We start from the raw sequence: 18,444 nt of genomic DNA, 5'->3' as shown, positions 1-18,444 counted from the left end.
GGGGCCACGGGCACGCATGGCCCAGACCACACAACGTCCATCCCGGTTCATCCCTGGGGAAGTCCGCGCCGTGCAGGGCGATCAGACCCAGACCGTGCCCTGCGTCCGCCTCGCTGACCTGCCCGGCGCCGCGCTGCACCGCATGCTCGATCACGCCGGGTGGGCCCTCACGCACGAACGCTCCGGGCTCGCCATCCGCGCCCTGCTGCCCACGGAACGCGTCGGGCGGCGGCTGATGCGTCGCCTCGCCGGGCACAACTTCGACCGGGAGCAGGCCGAAATCATCCGGGACGAGCAGCTCACCGCTGACGTGATGGGCCACGCGTCCCAGCTCACCGGCGAGCAGCTGTACGCCCACAACCCCGATGGGACCTGGACGCTGACGTTCTGACGTCCCCCCGACGCCACTCAACCCCCACAGGAGAACCCATGTTCAACCCCAATGGATACGACATCAAAGGCGTGAAGTACCTCCCCACCCGCGACGGCGTCGCCTTCACTGGCACGCTGTACAAGGACGGCAAGCGGATCGGCAGCGTCGAGAACGGCGGCACCGGCGGCCCCAACTGCGCACACTTCGATACGCGTGAAGGCGGGACCGCCTTCCGCGCGTGGGTCGCCACGCTCGGCACGCACACCTACCCCGCTCGGAACGGCAGGCCCGAACTCACCGTGCCGTTCGACGAGGAGACCGCCATCGAGCGCCTGCTCCAGATCGACGACGCGCGTCGCGAGGCGCGGGCCTTTGACCGGCGAGCCCAGACGGCCATCGTCTACCGCGAGGCGGGCGACGGACCCGATCAGTACCGCAGCGTGAAATTCGCGTCCACGCTGACACCGACCCGCGCCCTGGCCACCTACCGGGCCAGCGCCCCCTGGTGGTCCCGGGTAACGGAGGTCTGGCACATCGGCGAAGGCTGGAAGCCGGAGCGGCCCACACCCCAGGACTGACCAGGGCTGGCCGGGGGGATTGCCCCCCGGCCAGCCTGCGCTTGATGACTCTTCACGGCTTCATTCCCGTCCTGACCCACCGCTTTCCGCTCGACGCCCTGCTCACGCCGTATGTGGAGCGCTACGCGCCCGCCGCGCTCATCAGCGCCGCCGAACTCCGCGCCGCGCCCGGCGCACCCCTGCCCGCCCTGCCCCTGATGATCGACAGCGGCGGGTACCAGGCCCTGGACGCCCACGCAACTGTCGTGGACACCGGACCGTTCGCAGCGCTGCACGTGCCCGGCGCGGCCCCCCTCACCCCACTGGACGTGTACGACCTGCAGCGGTCCGCGCGGGCTGCCGTGTGCTTCACCCTCGACTTCCCCGTGCCCAGCACCGCCAGCAGCGACGAACGCGCGCGCCGCCTGCACCTCGGGGAACGCAATGCCCTGTGGGCCCTGTCTCAGATCCGCCCCGGCACCCTGTACGCCAGCGTCCAGCCCGGCCAGGACCTCACCAGGATCCTTGCCGCGAGACCGGACGGCATCGCCCTCGGCGGCCTCGCCCCGCACAGCGCTGACCGGGACCGCCTCCAGCACGAAATCCGCACCGTCCGTGCCCAGCTCCCCGCCGGTCTGCCCCTGCACGTGTTCGGCCTCGGGCACCCCGACTCCATCCACGTGGCCCTCACGGCCGGCGCGAACACCGTGGACTCCAGCAGCCCCCAGCGCATGGCCGCCAATGGCCGCGCCTGGACGGGCGAGGTCATCCCGGACGCCGCCCCGCACGAACGCCTGCGGCTCGCCGTCACGAATCTCCTGACCGCGCTGCATGCGGACGTACCCCTCGCCCTGCACCCCGCCTGGCGACCCCTCACGCCCGGGAGGAGCGCGTGACCGGCACCGCGCCGCGCCTCTCCGGCCCGGATCTCGCCCTGGCGTGCGGCGTGACCACGCTCCCCGTCAGCGCCCTGATCACGAGCCCCACCGGCAGCGGCAAGACCCATCTCGCCCGCGAGGCCGCCCGACACGCCCTCGCTCACGGCGAACGCGTCATCGTCACTGTGCCTACCAAGGCCCTCGCGCACGAGATCGCCCACACCTGGGCCGACCTCCCCGGCCGCGTGCAGGCGTTCACCCGCGACCAGCCCAGCCCCCCGTACCGCGCCGCGCAGGTCCTGATCATGACGCCCGAACGCCTGGACCTCGTGACGCGCCGCTGGCGCCGCCACCACCCCTGGCTCGCGCGGGTGGGCCTCCTGATCACCGACGAGATCCACACCATCAGTGACCCCGCACGCGGCGCCGCCCTGGACGCCGCCCTCACGCGCCTGCGGGCCACGCTCCCCCTCCTGCGCGTCCTGGCCCTGACGGCCACCTGCGGGAACCCCCGCGTGCTCGCCGACTGGCTGGGCGCCCTCCACATTGGAGGTGGCATCCGACCGATGCCACTCACCTGGACCGCCAAGACCGTCCGCGCAGTCGCCGACAAACCCGCCGCCCTCCAGCGGGTGCTCACGCCCGGGGAGTCCACGCTGGTGTTCGTGCACGGCCGCCAGCGGGCCGCTGATCTCACCGCGCAGCTCCAGACGGCCGGGCACGCCAGCGCCGCGCACCATGCGGGTCTCACCCCCGACACCCGGGCCAAGGTCGAGGCGAACTTCCGGGCGGGCCACACCCGCGTCCTGATCGCCACGCCCACCCTGGAAGTCGGCGTGAACCTTCCCGCCGAGCACGTCGTTCTGTACGACCTCACCACGTTCGGCCCCGACGGTCGGCAGGAACTGACCGTGAACGCCGCGTGGCAGCGCGCCGGACGCGCCGGACGGCCCGGCGCCACGCGCGCCCACGTCACGGTGCTCGGCACCCGCGCGGAGCAGCCCGGCCAGTACGAACGCGGCCGCTTCGAACCGCTCAGCAGTCCCCTGGCCCGTGGCGAGCACCTGCTGGGTTTCCTGCTCGGCTGCGTGGATGGCGGGTACGCCCGCACCCGCGCACAGGCGACCCGCATGGCCCAGCAGACCTTCGCGGCGCACACCGGCACCCTGAACGCCCCCCGCGCCGTGGCGACGCTCCTCCAGCAGGGTGCCCTCGCCGACCATGGGGGCGTGCTCAGCGTCACGCCACTGGGCCGCGTGGCCAGTCAGGCGCTGCTCCCTGTGCCCGTCGTCGCGGCCGTTCGCGCCCTCCCACAGGACCCGACGGTGCTGGACGTGCTGCTGGCCGCCGCCGCGCATGTCCGCCTGCCCAGCCTCGGGGACGAGTCGCGCGCCACCCTCGTCGACGCCCTGATGAGCGTTCCGTCCCGCACGCTGGACGCGGGCACCGCCCCGCCGGACGCGGTGATCGGCGCGGCCCTCCTGCACGCCACCACCCACCACGGGGACGACGGGGCCGCGGAGCTGAGTGGCCTGCACGAGCCAACCCTGACGGCCCTGCGCGAGGAAACCCTCCGCATCGTGAGCGCCTGGCACGCCCTGTCCCCCAGCATCAGCGTGAACCTCACCCGCGTGAGCCTCGCCGCGCAGCTTCCACCCCGCGCCGCGACCCTCGCGCTGCTCAGCGGGGTCGGGCAGGTCACCGCCCGCGCACTCAGCGCCGCCGGCGTCCCGGATCTCCCCACGCTCGCCCGCACGCCCCCCGCGCAGCTCACCGCTGCCGGATTCACGCTCCGCACCGCAGAACGGCTGACCCAGGCTGCCCAGGCGTACGGCCCGCTCATCCTGAGCGAACCCACCCCCGCGCCCCGCGCCCGGACGGTCCTCGCGGACCCGGCCCGGCTCGCCCGCGCCCACCTCTTGACGGTCACCCCCACGACACACGGCTGGACGGTCACCGGCGGGAGTCAAGCACGCACCGTCACCCGCCAGGGCGAGGCCTTCATCTGCGACTGCCCGGATGGCGTGCAGCTGTGCAAACACATCCTCGCGGTCAGCCTGCTGAACTGACCTTCACTTCGGCGGGAGTCGCGGCGTCCTGGGGGTGACCCACGGTCCGTCAGTGAGTTCCTGGTCGGTGAACCACTCCCCGTGCGCACCCAGGCTGACCGGCTCATCGAACAACCGGATCACGAACAGGTCGCGATCCAGCGGTGATACCCCCCGAAGCTCACGCCCCGGAACCGGTCGACTCGTGAACACGACGTCCTCCGCCCACGCGCCCACCTCGTCCACCGGCACCAGGTGAGCCGTTCGGCGGTCCTCCGCGTCGTGATGGAGTTCCACGACGTACGTGACGTCCTCCCGCACGTGTCGGAATGACCTGTACAGCTGCGACTCGCGGGGGCGTGGCACCCGACCACGATATCGGCTGGACACGCAGATCTGGCCCACACCGGGGGTGTGGGCCAGGACGGGCGCATGCTCACTCCTCTGACGATCAGCGTCCCCGGCGCCCACAAGCCCGCTCCCACCCCTCAGCAGGCCCTCGCGGACCTCCGCAAGGTGGCTCTTGCCCGCCCCGCCCTGCAGCTGCGCCTGAAACGCCTCGCGCGTCTGCTCGCCGCGGGCCGCGCCCTGAAACTCACCGGCGACCCCTGCCGCGTCCAGGCCACCGTCACGGCCCTGCGCGCCTACGCCGCGAAAGAACCCGAGGTCCTCACGGCCGTCACCCCCGACGAAATCCTCGCCGGTCTCACGCGTGGGCCCGTGCGGGTCAGCGTGCACGACCAGGACGGCTGGCCCATCTGCGAGTACCGCCTGTCGCACGCCACGGCCGGCGTGGACATCCTCTGCCGGGACGGCCGCAGCCGCTTCCTCCCACGTGACGAGTTCCGCGCGCAGTTCCGCCTCGCGGTCTACACGCTCCGCGTCCCCGCCACGTGGCTCGCCGAGCCCGCCCCCGTCCAGCCGGAGCAGGCCGCGTGACAGTCACCCCCACGTCCGGCACCGTGCACCCTATGCCACACCAGATCGCGTACACCGACGCCAGCCTCGCCGTTCAGGATGTATACGCCCTGGCGGCCGTCGTGAACGGCGTGACCATCACGACCACCGCGCGGGCGCACACCACCCAGCAGGCGGAACTGCAGGCCGCACGCCTCGCGGTCCAGCACGCCGATCCCGGCCTCCTGCACCTGTATGTCGATTGCCTGGCCACCGCGCACGTCCTGACGGGACTCGCGCGGTCCAAGTCGCCCCTGACCGAACCCGCGCAGGAGCTCCTTCAGCTCGCCGCGGAACGGGGCGTCGCCCTGCACGTGCAGTGGATTCCCAGGGGCGAGAACGCCGCCCACCACCCCGCGCACCACACCGCCGGGCACATGCGCACGCACCGCCGCGCCCGCCGGGTCCACCTCCCCCCACTTCCCCCAGCGACCCCTGGGGTGATCGTCCGCCTGCGCCACCACCCGGACGGCACGTCCGCCCGCGGCGGTGGACTGCGCGCGGTCGCCCACGGGCCCCTGGCGGCCCTGCGCATCCTGATCGACCTCGCGGGCCGCGCCCCACCCGGCGTCCGCGTCCGGGTGCGCGGCGTGCCGCCCTACGCCGCGCACCTCTGGACTCACCCCGAGCACGCGCCGGACGACCTGCTCGCTTCCCTCAGTGCAGCCCGCTGCGCTCTCGCCCTGCGCGGCAGCCGACTGCACTTGATGACCCCATGACTTCACCTCGCTGGCCTGCCCACCACGTCCCCTCACCCCCTAAGGAGTCCGACACCATGACCAACCCCCACCTGACCGACCTGCTCGACCGCTACGCCACCCTCCGCGACACCATCCTCGGCTTGGAAGCTGAACGCGACCAGCTCGGCGCGGAACTCAAAGCCGCTCTGCTGGACGGCGAGACCGTGCAGACCGACCTGTACCGGGCGGAACTGCGCACCTCGACCACCATCGAGTACCCCCTGGACCGCTTCCGGGAATGCTTCGGGGATGCAGCGACCCTGGAGGTGGCCACCATCGACCGGAAGAAAGCCGATCGTCTCGCCACGGCCGGGGATCTGGACGCGGATACGCTCGCCAACCTCGCCGTGAAGAAACCCCGCGCCCAGAGCCTCGTCCTCACCCAGGTCCGCGCATGACCGGCAGCAACGTTCAGCCCGCCGCCCCACAGGCCGCGGCCACTCACACGGTCACGCTTACCCTCGCGTCCGGCCTGACCGTCCACGTGGCCCACCGGCAGGACGTCGACGGGGAAGCCATCGTGATCGAGGCGCCGCAGGGCAGTGGCGGCTTCCATCCCACCTGGGCTGCCACGTGCGCCGCCCGCCTGGTCGACGGCGCGGTTGGTACCTTCAAGGACCACAGCGATCCCCTGGACCCCGCGAGCGTCACCCTGCACCCCGCCTGCCTGACCCTGAGCGTGCACGGTGGGGACGTCACCCTGCACGTCACGCCCGCCGACCGTCAACTGCTCGCCGACGCCATCACGGCCGTCGCGGCCGCCACACCGGAGCGGGTCGCGTGACGGTCCTGCACCGCCTGGCCGCGCACTGCGAGGGTGATCTGGTCGCCCTGATCTCCCTGCTGGACGTTCTCGACGAGGACACCCTCCATGCCGCCCGGGCCGAACGGGCCGCCCTGCCCACCCCACTCGCCCCGCAGCCCCTGAGTGCCGAGCAACTTGACCAGCAGGCCCTCGCGGACGAGCGCACGGTCCAGCAGCTGGGCGAGCTGCGCGCGGAGAGCCTCGAGGCGTCCGGGCTCCCCCTGCCGGACCTCACGCGTCTGGACCGCCGGGCGGACCTGTGCCTGGAGCTCGCGAGCCTCCTGCGGGACGCGGCCGCTCTGAGGCGTGAACTCGCCCTTGACCTCGCCTGACTCCTGGAGTGCCCATGAATTTGCTCACCCTGTTCCTCGCGTACGTCGGCCTGCTCGCCACACTCGGCACCCTCACGGCCGCAGTCATCGCCGTGAAGGTCCGCCGGGGCCCCCGGCACCCGTAACCAGTCCTGGCCCCCTGCCCGGGGGCCACGTGAGCCGCATGCTCACCGCGATCCTGTCCGTTCTGATCCCGCTCGCCCTCTGCCGCACCCTGTACGGAGGTTCCATGCACCCCACCCGCTCCAACGTCCCTTCCGCTGGGAGCCGCGCGTGACCGCCCTGGCGAGTCTGCTGCTCACGCCCCAGGGCACCCCACCTACGGCCCACGACGCGACGCGCTGCATGGCTGTGTGCGCCCTGCTCGTCGCGGCGCAGCAGCAGGGTCTCGTGCCGATCCTGCCAGAGGACGCGCCCCGTGCCCGCGCCGCAGACAGGTACTGCGGCGACCATCTGAAACGCGTGGAGCCCGGCGAGGTGGAAGCCCTGTCCCTGGCGAGTCGCGTGCAGGAGCACCCCGAGGCCCCGGCGTACCTGATGCACGAGGGCACGCTCCTGGTACTGGAGGACGGCCGCCTGATCTTCCGGGGGGTGCACCGGCACAGCGCACTGGAACGCGCGTACCGGGACGTCCGGTACGGGACGCTACTGGGCCTCCGGCACCGCCTGCCCACCGAGCACCTCCTCACCTTCGAGCAGGTCCCCCTGTGACGGGCGGCCTGCGCCCCAGGCCGGACCTGATCACGTTCGAAAGCGAACCCATGGTGATCGGCCGGCTGAGCGTCTTCGCGTACCTGGACGGTGAGCCGACCGGGTTCCTCCTCGGGACGGACACCGAGTCGGACGCGCGGCTGCTGTACCATGCGGCCCCAGCAGCGGTGACCTGCTTCCACCTGGACGCCCTGGATGCCCTGAACGACGCCCGCCTGACGCCGTTCCTGACGGCGCTGCGCCGGTGGAACCGGACGGGCGACGCCCGGGCTGCCCAGGAGGTCCTGACCCTCTGGGAGACCCCACTGGCCCGGGAACTGCTGCTGGCCCCCACGCCTCTATGAAACACACCACCAAGACCAATTTGCGGCAGGCCCTGAAGGTCCTGTCTCCCACCACCCTGCGCATGTTCGCCATCGAGATCGGCCTCGTGGAGCACCGGCGCGGCCGCGCGACGAACGAGGTGACGGCCGCGCAGCTCGCCGATCACGTGCACGCCCACCCGGTCCGGGCGCGGCAGGTGGCGGCGTCCCTGCGCGCCGCGTCGAAGGATCCCCGCTTCCTGCCGACCCTGGAGGCCCTTGATGGGGTGCGGGGGGCGGGGCCACTCACACTGAGCACGTGGACGCTCACACCCGAAGGGCTGAACCGGGTGCGGGTGCAGCACGGTCAGAAGCCGCCAGTGTGGGTGGAGTACAGCACGGACGCCCGGGTGGGCCTGATCACGCTCACGGCGCCTGACGCCACGGTGGCGGCCCCGGTCCTGCCGTCGACCTTCCCGGAGACGGTGGGGAAGGAACTCCCGGCGTTGATCCTGCCGCCCGCCCCTCGCTGACGCACCCTGCAGTCCTGGCCCCCTCCCGGGGGCCACGCGACACGCATGATCGAAGCCAACGACAACCAGCAGGTCACCCAGCCCCCGACAGCAGCATCTCAGCCCCGCTCGACGACCGTGCAGCTGAGTGCGCTCATTCAGGATTCCACCACGCTCGAACGTCTCGCGCTGGCTCTCCAGTACGCCCCGGAGGCTCTGGCAGAGGTGCTGGGCGTGGAACTGCCCGGACTGCTGGATAGCGTGGGTGCGTACCACGTGGCCTGCCCGGGGTGCAGCGCGAAGCATGTGGAATGCACGCTCCTCGAGGCGCCGGACGAGACGTGGACGTGCCCGAGTTGCGGGGTGGCGAGCGCCGCGCACGACTGGATGCAGTCCCGCCGCGCGCTCCGCGCCTGACCAACCCTGGCCCCCACTCCGGGGGCCACGCAGCCGTCATGGCAAAGCTGCTGATCACTCTCGACCCGGCGTGCCCTGAACGGCTGCCGCAGGCTCTCTCTCAGGCGACCGGGAGCGAGATCGTTGCCCTCGAACGCGAGGGCCGCACGCTCTATGCCGCGTGCCGCCGGGCGGGACTCACGACGGCCCTGATCGGCACGGTGCACCTGCTCGACCATCCCCTCCCGAGTGGGGAGAATGCCGCGTTGACCCTGGAGGGAGAGGACCGCAATCCCGCGGCTGCCCGCGCGAGCCGGACATTCACGCGGCACCTCACGCCCGCCGGTCTGCACGTCGACGGGACGTGGCGGGCCCGCTGCGAAGAGTGGCAGGCCCGAGTGAAGACCGCGCTGAGCGGTGAACGACTGCTCGGCGAGTACCCGGACGCCCAGGGATACGTCGGGTACAACGCGGAAGGCAAGCGCGCGTTCGAACTGGATGCCCGGCGGTACCTGAAGGCCGTGCAGCGGCACCTGGGCTGGCCAGGAAAGGTGCACTGGAATCCGGGTGGGGTCGCCGTGAGTGGTGAGATGACCGCTCACCTTGCGCCGGACGGTGCGGACACGGGCGTGTTCATCGAAGTGTCCGCCTGTGGGTTGTGGGCCCCTCGGCAGGCCAGTCCAAGTGGCGTGGCGGTCATGTGGCGCCTAGAACCGCTCGCGGGGCAGGACCGCTGGGCGCACGAGTACCGCAACCGCTGGGCGAGCTGGGTGCTGCCAGCGGCGCAACTGGCGCAGGATGTGCGGACCGCCCTGACGCCCGAGCACGTGGACGCCCAGGTGGCGTGAAGCCCTGGCCCCGCCCCGGGGCCACGTCTCACGGATGCCGAGAACGCCCCGCACCCCCCAGCAGGCCAGCGAACGCAACGCCAAGCGCTGGAATGACCGCCAGCGTGCCCGCCTGCCTCTGTTCATGGACGCCGGGCTGGAGGGTGACCTGATCCGGACTGGCGTCCTGCGCGACCGCCGCCCTGATCATCAAGTCCGGCTGAATGAGGACCTGCGAGAGCGACTCGGGGCCCTGGAGGCGGCAGCCGCCGTACGCGGTGAGCAGTTCCGCCGCGCGATGAAGTCCCACTGCCCAGAGACCTATCCCGCTGCGCTGCGTCAATTGCGCCGCCTGCGGGCGCTCGCGCCGAGCCTGCGGCGGGCCATGCACACGAGCGATCACTGGCTCACGGCGCTGCGCCGCGCGCTTCCCGAGGGCGCACTCCTGATCATCCTGGACGAGATCTGGCCAGAGCACGCCCAGACGCTGCGGCAGCTGTCAGACATCGACGCGCGCATTCACCGGAAGACCGCGCTTGGCCAGGTGAACCCCTGGCACCCCGTGGACTGAAGTCGAGATCAGAGGAGCAGCGTGACGAGGCCTGCGGCAGCCACACCGCCAGTGAGGTACACAGGCATGCGTCCGAGGGCCGCTGTGACCCGCTCGCCGGGCCGAACAAAACCAAGCGTCCACACGTTCAGCAGGGCCAGCGCCACGACGAACCCACAGGCCAGCAGGACCGCCCAGTGCAGGAGCGGGAGGGGGAACAGGACGGCCAGCAGGACACTCACGAGAAGCGCAGCGGCAATCAGGAAGGTCTCCTGATCGGCCGTCACGAGGCCACACCAGTACGAGTCATAGGTCTACTCTGCACAAACAGGGCCGCCAGGGGCAAGACCACGCCCGGTCCGACGAGTTCACCCGCGCGCTCCTGCAGGAAGGCGGCGGGCACACTGAGCCCGTCCGCGTTCACGACGAAAAACATACCGGTGGGGTGCGCCCAGACGACGTGCACGCCCGGGAACTGGGCGTGCGGCCACGCCCCCATGCGCCCGGTGACGGCGCACGCCGTCCAGTGGCGCACCCACGCTGCGAGGGCCGGGTGAACGCCGCACAAGCGGACGCCCTGCACTTGACGGGCGAGGTGGAGTCCCGACTGGGGGTCACGAGTGGTCACCGTCAGGTGCGGGGCGAAACCGCCGCCCTGCGCGGTGGGCGTGTCCAGGGGCGGGTGGAAGGCCTGGACACTGAGGTGGCGGGTCTGACTGACGCTGTACCGGACGCCGCCGGTGGCCAGGGTGAAGCGGACGGTGGTGACGTGCAGGGTCTCCTCGACGAGATCCTGCTCATTCAGGGCCGTCAGGGGCTGGACGTGGTACCGGACCTGGCCGGCCTGCGTGTTCAGGAGATGCGCGACCCGCAGGGCGTTCTCTTCCGGGCAGTGCAGGACGTGCAGTGGGGTGTGGACGGGGCCGCCGGGGGCGTCGTGGGTGCGCAGGAGGGCGAACACGCCGGGAACGGGCGCGCCACCGTGGGGGTGTGGGGGCAGGGACATGACCAGAGCGTCCCGTGCGTAGGGGTGACGAGTGCACACACATGTGGTCACGCTCGGCCCGGTGGTCAGGGGTGGCCTGCCCGTGGGGCAGGCCAGGGCAGAGGGGTTCACGCGTGTCGCACGCCGATCACGCCCGTTTCGTCCTCATTCCAGGAGCACCCCATGAACGAGATTCCGCACCGCAGCAGCCTCGTGCTGGTCGACGCCATCGGCACCCGCATCACCGTGTACGCGAATACCCCGCAGGACCTGCGCGCCCTGCAACGCGAGTACGGACGGCGAGGGTACCGCCCCGAGGGGGAGATCCCGTGCGGCGGCCTTCAGTTGCCGTACGCGCAGCACGACACGTTCGACTGGTCGCTGATCGGCGCGACCCCGTGGACGAGCCCGGATGGAGACCGGGGCGTGATTCACGACGGCAGCTTCTACAAGCTCAGGGAGCTCGAAGCCGTGGACTCCAGGAAGATGAAATTACCTCAGGCCCTGAAGTACAGCCGCGGGGCCCGGGAGACCGACCCGGAACACCTCGTGGAGGAATCCAACGGGGAGTTCAAGTACCGGACGCTGATCATGTTTCGGGGTGGCGGGAAGGCCATGCCGGAATTCAGCCTGCCGGGCGGGCAGCGGCAGCGGCACGCGGTGGGGCCCGCGCAGGAGAACGCCGCCGACTGACCCGCGAGTGGGGGAGAGGACCGTGCCTCTTCCCCTCCCGCATGCCTTCGCTTCAGGGGTGGCCCCACCGATGCGGTGGGGCCAGGCCGCGCTGCAACCCCACGCGCTCAGCCGTGGCGTTCAGGAGACCCCATCATGCCCAAGACTGCCCCACGCGCCCGCCCGATCCCCTCAATCCCCGACCCGATCCCCTTCACCCCTCCACTGACGCCGCCGGACGCCCGGTTCGCAGTGCCGACCCTGAGCGCGGACGCGCAACTTGCGTACGACCGGCTCTCCCAGGATGGACGGCTGTCCCAGGTGGCCCTGACCAGACTCGTCGGGGAAGCGCGGGCAGGAGAAGTGCTGGCGGAACTCACGGCGGCGTGGCTGTCCGTGGAGGTGCCGGGGGGCCTGGAGACGCGCTCGGGTCGGGCGGGGTACATCGCGCCCGTGGCGTGGGTGCCGGCAGCGGGTCTGCTGGAGGTGGAGGCGGCCGCGCGGCTGCTCTCTGGGCGCAGTGGGCTGCTGGGGATGTTTGCGCGGGCGCTGGACATGGATTCGGCGGGGGCGCTGGGGGTGATGCGGGCCCTGGTGGTGCTGGGCCTGGCGCAGGGTGGTCCGGTGGGGGCGACGTTCGCGTTCAGGGTGCATGCTCAGGATCAGGTGCACGTGCAGGAGGTCCAGGCTTGCCCGCCATCTGGCGGGCATGTTCGCATGGCGTCCAGCGACGTCGAGGCGCCGGTGAACGGTGAGGGTGATCGCCGTAGCGTGATCACCCCTACGCCGCATACGGTGAAGGCAGGAGGTTCCCGCATGTCCAGGCCCATTCCCCTGCACTTCACCCCGGAACAGCGCGCATTCATGACGGCCGTCACGACGTCGAGACGACACCTGTTCCTGCGGGCGACCGCCGGAGCGGGGAAGACGACGACGTTGACGGAGGCGGCGTGGCACCTGGAGGAGCGTGGCGTGTACTTCGCGTACAACCGGCACGCCGTCTCGGACCTCCAGCCTCGCTTACCGGCCCGGGTGCGCGCCCTGACGCTGCATGCGCATGGATTCCGCCTCCTGCAGCAGCAGCTGAACAGCCCCTTGCAGATCCTCGACGAGAAGGGCCGCCTGGTCGCGTCCACGGTGATCCCGGACCACACGCAGCTCCATGCACCGGCTGCGCGGGCGTGGACGATCGCGCGCGAGGAAGGCCTGCACGTCCCGACGCCTGAGCAGGCGAAGTGGCTGGCGGACCGGGCGCAGTGGCCCGCGGCGCCCGACGAGCTGGTGGACTTGATCCCCGTGTTCCATCAGGTGGGCGCGGATCTCTGGTCGGACGCGGGCGCGGCGGACTTTACGGACCTGCTGTGGCTGCCGGTGACGTTCGGGTACGGGGCTGGGAGCCTGTCCCTGGCACTCGTCGACGAGGCGCAGGACCTCACGCCACTACGGCAGCGGTACGTGCTGCACCTGCTGGGCCTGCGTGGCGCGGCAGCGTCCCCTGGCCGTCTGATCTTCGTGGGGGACAGCGACCAGTCGATCTACACCTGGGCGGGGGCTGACCCCATGGCGCTGTCCCGCCTCAAGGAGCGCGTGGATGCCCTCGAACTTCCGCTGAGCGTGTCCTTCCGCTGTCCGCGTGAGGTGGTGCGGTACGCGCGGGCGCACTCGAGCTTCATCCGGCCGGCCCCTCGGGCAGAGCCGGGCATCGTCGAGCATGCGAGTGCGGAAACGGCCACGTACGCTCGGGGGGATGTGGTGCTGTGCCGCACGAACGCGCCGCTGATCCGCCTCGCGCTGGAGTTGATGAGCCGGAACCTCAGTGTGGCGGTGACGGGGCGGGATCTCGCGCAGCGTCTCCGGGACGGCGTGACTGAGGCGCTCCCACCGGACTTCGGGAACGACGCCGTCACAGATCTCGTCCGGGCGTATCTGGAACCAGTGGCCGCTCCACTGAAGGCGCGGGCAAGCACGGGCGACCAGGGAGCCCGGCGGGCGTTGACGGAACTCCTCGACGTGGGCCGATGCCTGCGGTACCTGGCGTGGGTCGTCTCGCGGCGCACGGGGATGGGAACGCAGGCGGACGCGTTGACGCTCCTGGGGCAGCTGTGCCGGGAGGACGCGGAGGCGGACGTGCTGCTGGCGTCAGTACACCGGGCGAAGGGCAAGGAGTGGCCGCGGGTGACGATCCTGTACCCGGAACTGATGCCACTGAGTCAGGGGGACGAGGCGGAGGAGCGGGCGGTGCAGTTCGTGGCGGTGACGCGGGCGCAGCGGGTGTTGCGGTTCGCGTACGGGAAGGACGCGTGGGCGGCGCAGCAGCTGGTGATGCCGGGCGTCCTACCCGCTGGAGAAGTGGAGGAGGTCGCACCTGAACTGCCTGTCTGGGCCGAGGTGCCGGAGGGTGTTGCTCCGGCGCCCTCGCCTGTTCTGGCCCTGTCGGTGCCGCCGCCCAGCTCGGGGTGCCGGTCGATGTTGCCGGCGCTGCCGGAAGGGGGACCGCCGATGGCGACTCTGATGGATCCCCGGGGGGCGTGGCCGCTGTTCGGTGGGGGCACGCCCATGCCGGTGGGTCTCGTGCGGGAACGGCTGACGGCATTGGCGGAAGAGGACCGGACCTTGCTGCGCACGTGGGCGGCAGACGGTCTGACGCTGCTGCAGGGCGTGGAGGCGCCGTACGTGGCGGTGCACGAGGTGCACCTGGCGTTGTTCGAGCGGGCGGCGCGGCAGGCGCGGCTGGCCATTCCAGCGTTGTTCGGGACGGGGGTGCCGGTGTGCGTGTTCGAAGGGCCGCTGCTGCGTGTGCGTCTGGCGCGGAAGGTGCGGCTGAGCGGGCGGGTTCTGCGCGTGGCACTGGGGGACGTGGAATTGCGGTTCGACCGGGCAAGTGGGGAACTGCTGGATGGGGCGGAGCCACTCGCGCCCTTTATCCGGCCGGCGGAACTGGGTCGTTTGCAGGCCAGTTGAGCGTGGTCGTGCGGAGACACTTTGTGGAGTTGGGTCAGGAACATGGGGAAGAGAATTCACCTCTCGACATCGATGCTGAGTGATCCCTGTCAGTGGCCGGTTGCTTGCCTCAAGTTGGCCACGAATTGTTCCTGTTTTCCAGCGGCGACGGCCGATACAGCAGTTCGCAGGAGTTCTGCTGGAATGATGTCGCCTGTGAGGACGCGGTGTCGGATCTGGTCGTAGTCCGGCGCGCGGAGCAACTTCCGGTAGTGCAGGTCCAGTCGGCGGATCAGGCGGTCTGCTGCCCGCTCGGGCGTCAGATCCGCGAAGTCCTCTTCAAGGCTGGGTTCAGCGAGTAGAGGCTGCATGGTCGGTGCAGCTTTCGTGGGGGGTGGGGCGGGCTTATTCGGGTAGGGGTAGTCGTCGGGATGGGCGATCAGGTGCATCAGGGCCGCGGCTTTGGTTTTCCGGACGACCAGGACGCCGGAGGAGACCAGTGCGGCAAAGCGGGTGATGGTTTCTGTCAGGAAACTCTCGCCGTGTTCCCGGACGAGTTTGCGGACCATGCCGTCGGCGACGCCATACTCCCGGAATTTGCGCATGAGGGCCGGGTCGACCTTGGTGAAGTCCCGGGCGAATTCGTAGCGGACGGTTTGGTCTTTGCCGCGGCCGGAGAGGATGACGTCGGCGAGGTACCCGCGTTTGATCAGTTCTTGGTGTGGGGAGGTCAGGGCGCGGATGACCCGCCAGGCCTGACCTTCGCTGGGGATCTTGCATTGGTCGCCCCAGGCGAGGACGGGGAAGGTGAGGGTATCGACCTGCCGGTCTGGGTTTTCCGGGTCGAAGCGGGCGGCGTCGAGGACCCGGTAGAGCACGCGGGTGCGTGGGCGGGAGAGGGAGGTCATGAACTCGGAGTCGAGGGGTTTGAGGTATCCACTGCGGATGCTGGCGGTGACGTCTTCGGCGAGGCGGAGAACGATCATGGAGCGTTCGTCGAAGAGGCCGACGCCGTCGAGTGTCGTGAAGTTCAGTGACTCGATGAAGTGGAATTTCGCGTGCGTCCAGCGTTGTTTGGGGTGGTCGCGCCATCCACCGGAGACGGTGTAGTTCGCCTGGTGGAGGCGTTCGAGGCAGTCGCGCAGCAGGCCCATGTACTTGCCGGACTTGTGCCAGCCGCACAGGTGAAGCAGGGCAGTGGCGGCGACGGTGATGCGGCCGTCGTCAGGCATGCCTTCTTCGATGTAGAGGTTGATCAGGGCCGCGCTGACGTCACTGTCGAGACCGTGTGGGACGGCGTATTTGACGCCTGCTTCGCAACTGATGCGGACGATGCGGCCGCGGGACTCGTAAGTGACGCTCCATTCCTGCATGTCAACTTGGTCCAGCGCCACGATGAGGTTGAGGCGGGAGAGGTTGAGGTCGTCGTGGTGGCGCGGCTGGATCTTCAAGGTCGTGATGATGATTCTATGGGTACTTCTGGAAAAAAGAAGTAAAGATTTGAAATGATGACATCATCAGTGACGGGTATTGGATGTCGACTGGATCGCGGTTTTCTGCCTGTTTGCAATGGGTGTGTCACCGTGGATGCAATGAGTGTGTCACCGTGGTGGGTGATCAATGCGACAGGTGTGTCACCGGGCGTGTTTTGGGTGCGACAGGTGTGTCACAGGGGACGCAACGGGTGGGACACCGCCTGTGCAACGGGTGTGTCACTCGGTTGATTGGGCTTAGCAACCAGTGTGTCACTGGGGTGGCCGGCTGGATTCAATGGGTGTGTCACCGGGTGCCGTGCTTTTTTCAACAGGTGTGTCTCCGGGTGGATGGTGGTTTTCAACGGGTGTGTCACCGGGAAGCGTGGCTGTGTTGACGCGCTTATTTGTTCGGGGGTGTGGAGTTGGTTTGCGTATACGGCGGCACATACGAGAGCCTTCCTCTTCCCACCCTGCTCCAAGTATTTGTCATGACGTCCCTGCCCGTGTTGCGTGGACGCGTCCGCCTTTACGTGCCGCCAGGGTCTGGAAGGCCAGTTCGCGGAGGGTCGCCACGTCATAGTGGGTGTTGAGTAGGGCGTGGCATTGATCGTTGTTCATCGTGTGGGTGCGGGTCACCCCTAGGTTGTGGAGCAGTGCGCTGAGTTCCTCGACGCGGAGTGTTTCCAGGATCAGGTGCCCAGCAGCGAGGTCCTTGTCCTGTGGCCGAGGCCGACGCTCAAGCTTAACTACTTCATGACTGACTGGCTCCAGCACGATGAGCCCCCAGGTCTCAGGGAGTAACTGGCACACCCCTCCCAGGTGGCGCGGCGTCGTAGCGAGAACTCGCTCCGCAAAGCAGTGGTCGTACATGCGGACCTGGTGTGCCAGTCGGCTCAGACTGTCCTTCTCCGTTTTGATCTCGTACCCAATGCTGTGGCCTTCATCTGGCATCACACAGAGATCTGTCCGGCCGGAGAAGCCCTCAGCGGACAGGATGCTGATCTCCGGAATGACCCAGCTGGCTGGATGCAACGCCATGAGGGCCTGCCGGGCCGCGGTTTCATGCAGGCCTCGACCTTCCTGACTGGGTGGCCGTGCCACGCGGAAGTGGTTCACGAGGGTGCAGGGTGTTCCATCCCACTCGAATTCGGGGATGGTGACGTCGTACCAGCCACGTCTACGGTGCTTCACTGTTGCTGATCGGTAAGTCTGCCGTGCATAGGCGAGTGCTGCAGCATCACGAGTCGGAGCATCCAGTCTCACTCGCGTGTGAAACGGCCCCGGCTTCCCACACAACCAAGACTGAACAAGTGTTAGTGGCACCCCTGCGATGGTGGACGTAGGGGTGACGAAGAAGAGCAGAGACGCTTTATCACACCCTTTAGCTATATGCCGCCAGATACACTCATTCGCATGACCCACCCCCACGACCAGCTCGCCCAGCAGGTCACCCAAGCCCTCAGAGACGCCGACCCCGACACCCTCATCACCACCCTCCACCACCACCAACTCCTCCAGGGCACCCCCGCCCAACACATCAGCAACCTCAAACCCATCCTCCACGCTGCCCACCGCGACCACCTCAGCCTCCTCCGCCCCCCACCCGACTTCCACCCCTGGCTCCACACCATCCTCGCCACCAACCTCGACGGCTCAAGCGCCAAACCCAACACCCGCAACGCCCGCATCAGCACCCTCCGCGCCCTCTACAAAGCCCTGCGCCGCCTCGCCCTCCTCACCGGCGACCCCCTCATCGACTTCCAGAACGCCACCGCCGAACGCGCCGACGACCCCCTTCCCACCAGAGACGACCTCGACCGCCTCCTGAAAGTCGCCCACAAAGACCCCGCCCTCCACGCCGCCATCCTCCTCCTCTGGCACCACGCCCTCCCCAGCAGCATCCTCCTCCGCCTCAAATGGAGCGCCTTCACCCCAGACGAGGGCACCCTCCTGCGCGGTGACCTCATCACCCCCCTCACCCCCCAGACCGAAGCCGCCCTGACCCGCCTCCATCAACGCGCCGGCTACGACCCCCTCTACCCGGACACGCACGGCCGCACCGAGGACCTCCGCATGTTCCCCTACGACACCCAGGACGCCCTCCGCCTCCGCCTCCGACAGGTCACCCGCGACCACGACCTCCCCTTCATTCCCCCAGGCCAGATCCGCCGCGCTGCGTTGCGCGACCACCCCGGCACGCCCCAGACCCTCGGCTACACCCGCGACAAGGACTACCGAGAAGCCCTCCGGCACGCACAGGCCCTCGCGGACAGCAGCACGAGTCAACAGCCACAATGACCTCGCTAAAGATGCAGTGCACCCTCACCACCACCACAGTCAGGAGCCCCCTCTGCGTGCCTGGCTTCCTACCTCTCCGATGATAT

The 18,444-nt window shown here is 69.6% G+C and carries 23 protein-coding genes; 18 read left to right on the top strand and 5 right to left on the bottom strand.

All coding sequences use genetic code 11. From position 1 onward, the window contains the following. Positions 1-70 precede the first annotated feature (70 nt). Genes BXU09_RS17880 through BXU09_RS17865 form a run of 4 tightly spaced genes read left to right on the top strand, consistent with a single transcriptional unit; the run spans position 71 to position 3,877 of the window. The gene (locus BXU09_RS17880; RefSeq protein ID WP_078305689.1) at positions 71-391 is read left to right on the top strand and encodes a hypothetical protein; all 321 of its coding nucleotides are present in this window, start codon (positions 71-73) and stop codon (positions 389-391) included. Between the two features lie 38 nt (positions 392-429). After that, the gene (locus BXU09_RS17875) at positions 430-951 is read left to right on the top strand and encodes a hypothetical protein (RefSeq protein WP_078305688.1); all 522 of its coding nucleotides are present in this window, start codon (positions 430-432) and stop codon (positions 949-951) included. Positions 952-995: 44 nt separating this feature from the next. Then, positions 996-1,826 carry a tRNA-guanine transglycosylase gene (locus tag BXU09_RS17870; RefSeq protein ID WP_078305687.1) on the top strand — a complete coding sequence of 277 codons (831 nt, stop codon included), beginning with the start codon at positions 996-998 and terminating at the stop codon, positions 1,824-1,826. Further along, complete coding sequence (locus BXU09_RS17865; protein WP_078305686.1) at positions 1,823-3,877, top strand: DEAD/DEAH box helicase; 2,055 nt, start codon at positions 1,823-1,825, stop codon at positions 3,875-3,877. Before BXU09_RS17870 ends, BXU09_RS17865 begins: the two co-directional genes overlap by 4 nt. Before the next feature lie 3 nt (positions 3,878-3,880). Here BXU09_RS17865 and BXU09_RS17860 read toward each other — a convergent pair whose 3' ends face one another. Next, positions 3,881-4,153, bottom strand: coding sequence for a hypothetical protein (locus BXU09_RS17860; RefSeq protein WP_144012356.1), 273 nt, complete (start codon positions 4,151-4,153; stop codon positions 3,881-3,883). A 135-nt stretch (positions 4,154-4,288) separates the two neighbouring features. Here BXU09_RS17860 and BXU09_RS17855 point away from each other — a divergent pair, with 135 nt between their 5' ends. From BXU09_RS17855 to BXU09_RS17810, 11 genes are all read left to right on the top strand, one after another. Beyond that, positions 4,289-4,795, top strand: a complete 507-nt coding sequence (locus BXU09_RS17855) for a hypothetical protein (RefSeq protein WP_078305684.1) — start codon at positions 4,289-4,291, stop codon at positions 4,793-4,795. Further along, complete coding sequence (locus tag BXU09_RS20555; protein WP_144012355.1) at positions 4,792-5,532, top strand: hypothetical protein; 741 nt, start codon at positions 4,792-4,794, stop codon at positions 5,530-5,532. The genes BXU09_RS17855 and BXU09_RS20555 overlap by 4 nt, the downstream gene beginning before the upstream one ends. A gap of 56 nt (positions 5,533-5,588) precedes the next feature. Next, positions 5,589-5,951, top strand: coding sequence for a hypothetical protein (locus BXU09_RS17850; RefSeq protein WP_078305775.1), 363 nt, complete (start codon positions 5,589-5,591; stop codon positions 5,949-5,951). After that, on the top strand, positions 5,948-6,337 hold the full coding sequence (locus BXU09_RS17845; RefSeq protein WP_078305683.1) for a hypothetical protein: 390 nt from the start codon (positions 5,948-5,950) through the stop codon (positions 6,335-6,337). The genes BXU09_RS17850 and BXU09_RS17845 overlap by 4 nt, the downstream gene beginning before the upstream one ends. After that, complete coding sequence (locus BXU09_RS17840) at positions 6,334-6,690, top strand: hypothetical protein (RefSeq protein WP_078305682.1); 357 nt, start codon at positions 6,334-6,336, stop codon at positions 6,688-6,690. The genes BXU09_RS17845 and BXU09_RS17840 overlap by 4 nt, the downstream gene beginning before the upstream one ends. A gap of 273 nt (positions 6,691-6,963) precedes the next feature. Next, a complete protein-coding gene (locus BXU09_RS17835; RefSeq protein ID WP_078305681.1) occupies positions 6,964-7,401 on the top strand; it encodes a hypothetical protein in 438 nt (145 codons plus the stop codon). Further along, entirely contained in the window at positions 7,398-7,745 is a 348-nt protein-coding gene (locus tag BXU09_RS17830; protein ID WP_078305680.1) for a hypothetical protein, read from the top strand. Before BXU09_RS17835 ends, BXU09_RS17830 begins: the two co-directional genes overlap by 4 nt. Continuing rightward, positions 7,742-8,236 (top strand): hypothetical protein, encoded by a 495-nt coding sequence (locus BXU09_RS17825; protein ID WP_078305679.1) that lies wholly within the window; start codon positions 7,742-7,744, stop codon positions 8,234-8,236. Before BXU09_RS17830 ends, BXU09_RS17825 begins: the two co-directional genes overlap by 4 nt. A 45-nt stretch (positions 8,237-8,281) precedes the next feature. Continuing rightward, positions 8,282-8,632 carry a hypothetical protein gene (locus BXU09_RS17820; protein ID WP_078305678.1) on the top strand — a complete coding sequence of 117 codons (351 nt, stop codon included), beginning with the start codon at positions 8,282-8,284 and terminating at the stop codon, positions 8,630-8,632. Positions 8,633-8,670: 38 nt separating this feature from the next. Continuing rightward, positions 8,671-9,459, top strand: coding sequence for a hypothetical protein (locus BXU09_RS17815; protein WP_078305677.1), 789 nt, complete (start codon positions 8,671-8,673; stop codon positions 9,457-9,459). 124 nt (positions 9,460-9,583) lie between these two features. Beyond that, entirely contained in the window at positions 9,584-10,009 is a 426-nt protein-coding gene (locus BXU09_RS17810; protein ID WP_144012354.1) for a hypothetical protein, read from the top strand. An 8-nt stretch (positions 10,010-10,017) separates the two neighbouring features. Here BXU09_RS17810 and BXU09_RS17805 read toward each other — a convergent pair whose 3' ends face one another. Together BXU09_RS17805 and BXU09_RS17800 are read right to left on the bottom strand one after the other, a co-directional pair. Next, complete coding sequence (locus BXU09_RS17805) at positions 10,018-10,275, bottom strand: hypothetical protein (RefSeq protein WP_078305675.1); 258 nt, start codon at positions 10,273-10,275, stop codon at positions 10,018-10,020. Continuing rightward, positions 10,272-10,994, bottom strand: coding sequence for a hypothetical protein (locus BXU09_RS17800; protein WP_144012353.1), 723 nt, complete (start codon positions 10,992-10,994; stop codon positions 10,272-10,274). Before BXU09_RS17800 ends, BXU09_RS17805 begins: the two co-directional genes overlap by 4 nt. A gap of 162 nt (positions 10,995-11,156) precedes the next feature. Between BXU09_RS17800 and BXU09_RS17795 the strand changes: the two genes are divergently transcribed. Together BXU09_RS17795 and BXU09_RS17790 are read left to right on the top strand one after the other, a co-directional pair. After that, positions 11,157-11,666, top strand: coding sequence for a single-stranded DNA-binding protein (locus tag BXU09_RS17795; protein ID WP_078305673.1), 510 nt, complete (start codon positions 11,157-11,159; stop codon positions 11,664-11,666). A 135-nt stretch (positions 11,667-11,801) separates the two neighbouring features. Then, complete coding sequence (locus BXU09_RS17790) at positions 11,802-14,606, top strand: UvrD-helicase domain-containing protein (RefSeq protein ID WP_240501491.1); 2,805 nt, start codon at positions 11,802-11,804, stop codon at positions 14,604-14,606. Positions 14,607-14,695: 89 nt separating this feature from the next. Here the strand turns inward: BXU09_RS17790 and BXU09_RS17785 are convergent, their stop codons facing one another. Together BXU09_RS17785 and BXU09_RS17780 are read right to left on the bottom strand one after the other, a co-directional pair. Then, on the bottom strand, positions 14,696-16,036 hold the full coding sequence (locus BXU09_RS17785; protein WP_078305672.1) for a replication initiator protein A: 1,341 nt from the start codon (positions 16,034-16,036) through the stop codon (positions 14,696-14,698). A gap of 510 nt (positions 16,037-16,546) precedes the next feature. Further along, the gene (locus tag BXU09_RS17780; RefSeq protein WP_144012352.1) at positions 16,547-17,176 is read right to left on the bottom strand and encodes a sce7726 family protein; all 630 of its coding nucleotides are present in this window, start codon (positions 17,174-17,176) and stop codon (positions 16,547-16,549) included. A 297-nt stretch (positions 17,177-17,473) separates the two neighbouring features. Between BXU09_RS17780 and BXU09_RS17775 the strand changes: the two genes are divergently transcribed. Beyond that, entirely contained in the window at positions 17,474-18,358 is an 885-nt protein-coding gene (locus BXU09_RS17775) for a hypothetical protein (RefSeq protein WP_078305670.1), read from the top strand. Positions 18,359-18,444: the final 86 nt, after the last annotated feature.

This window comes from Deinococcus sp. LM3, from assembly GCF_002017875.1.
Lineage (GTDB): Bacteria > Deinococcota > Deinococci > Deinococcales > Deinococcaceae > Deinococcus.
The sequence above is the reverse complement of the archived record's forward strand: the minus strand, read 5'-3'. Positions and strand labels throughout refer to the sequence as shown.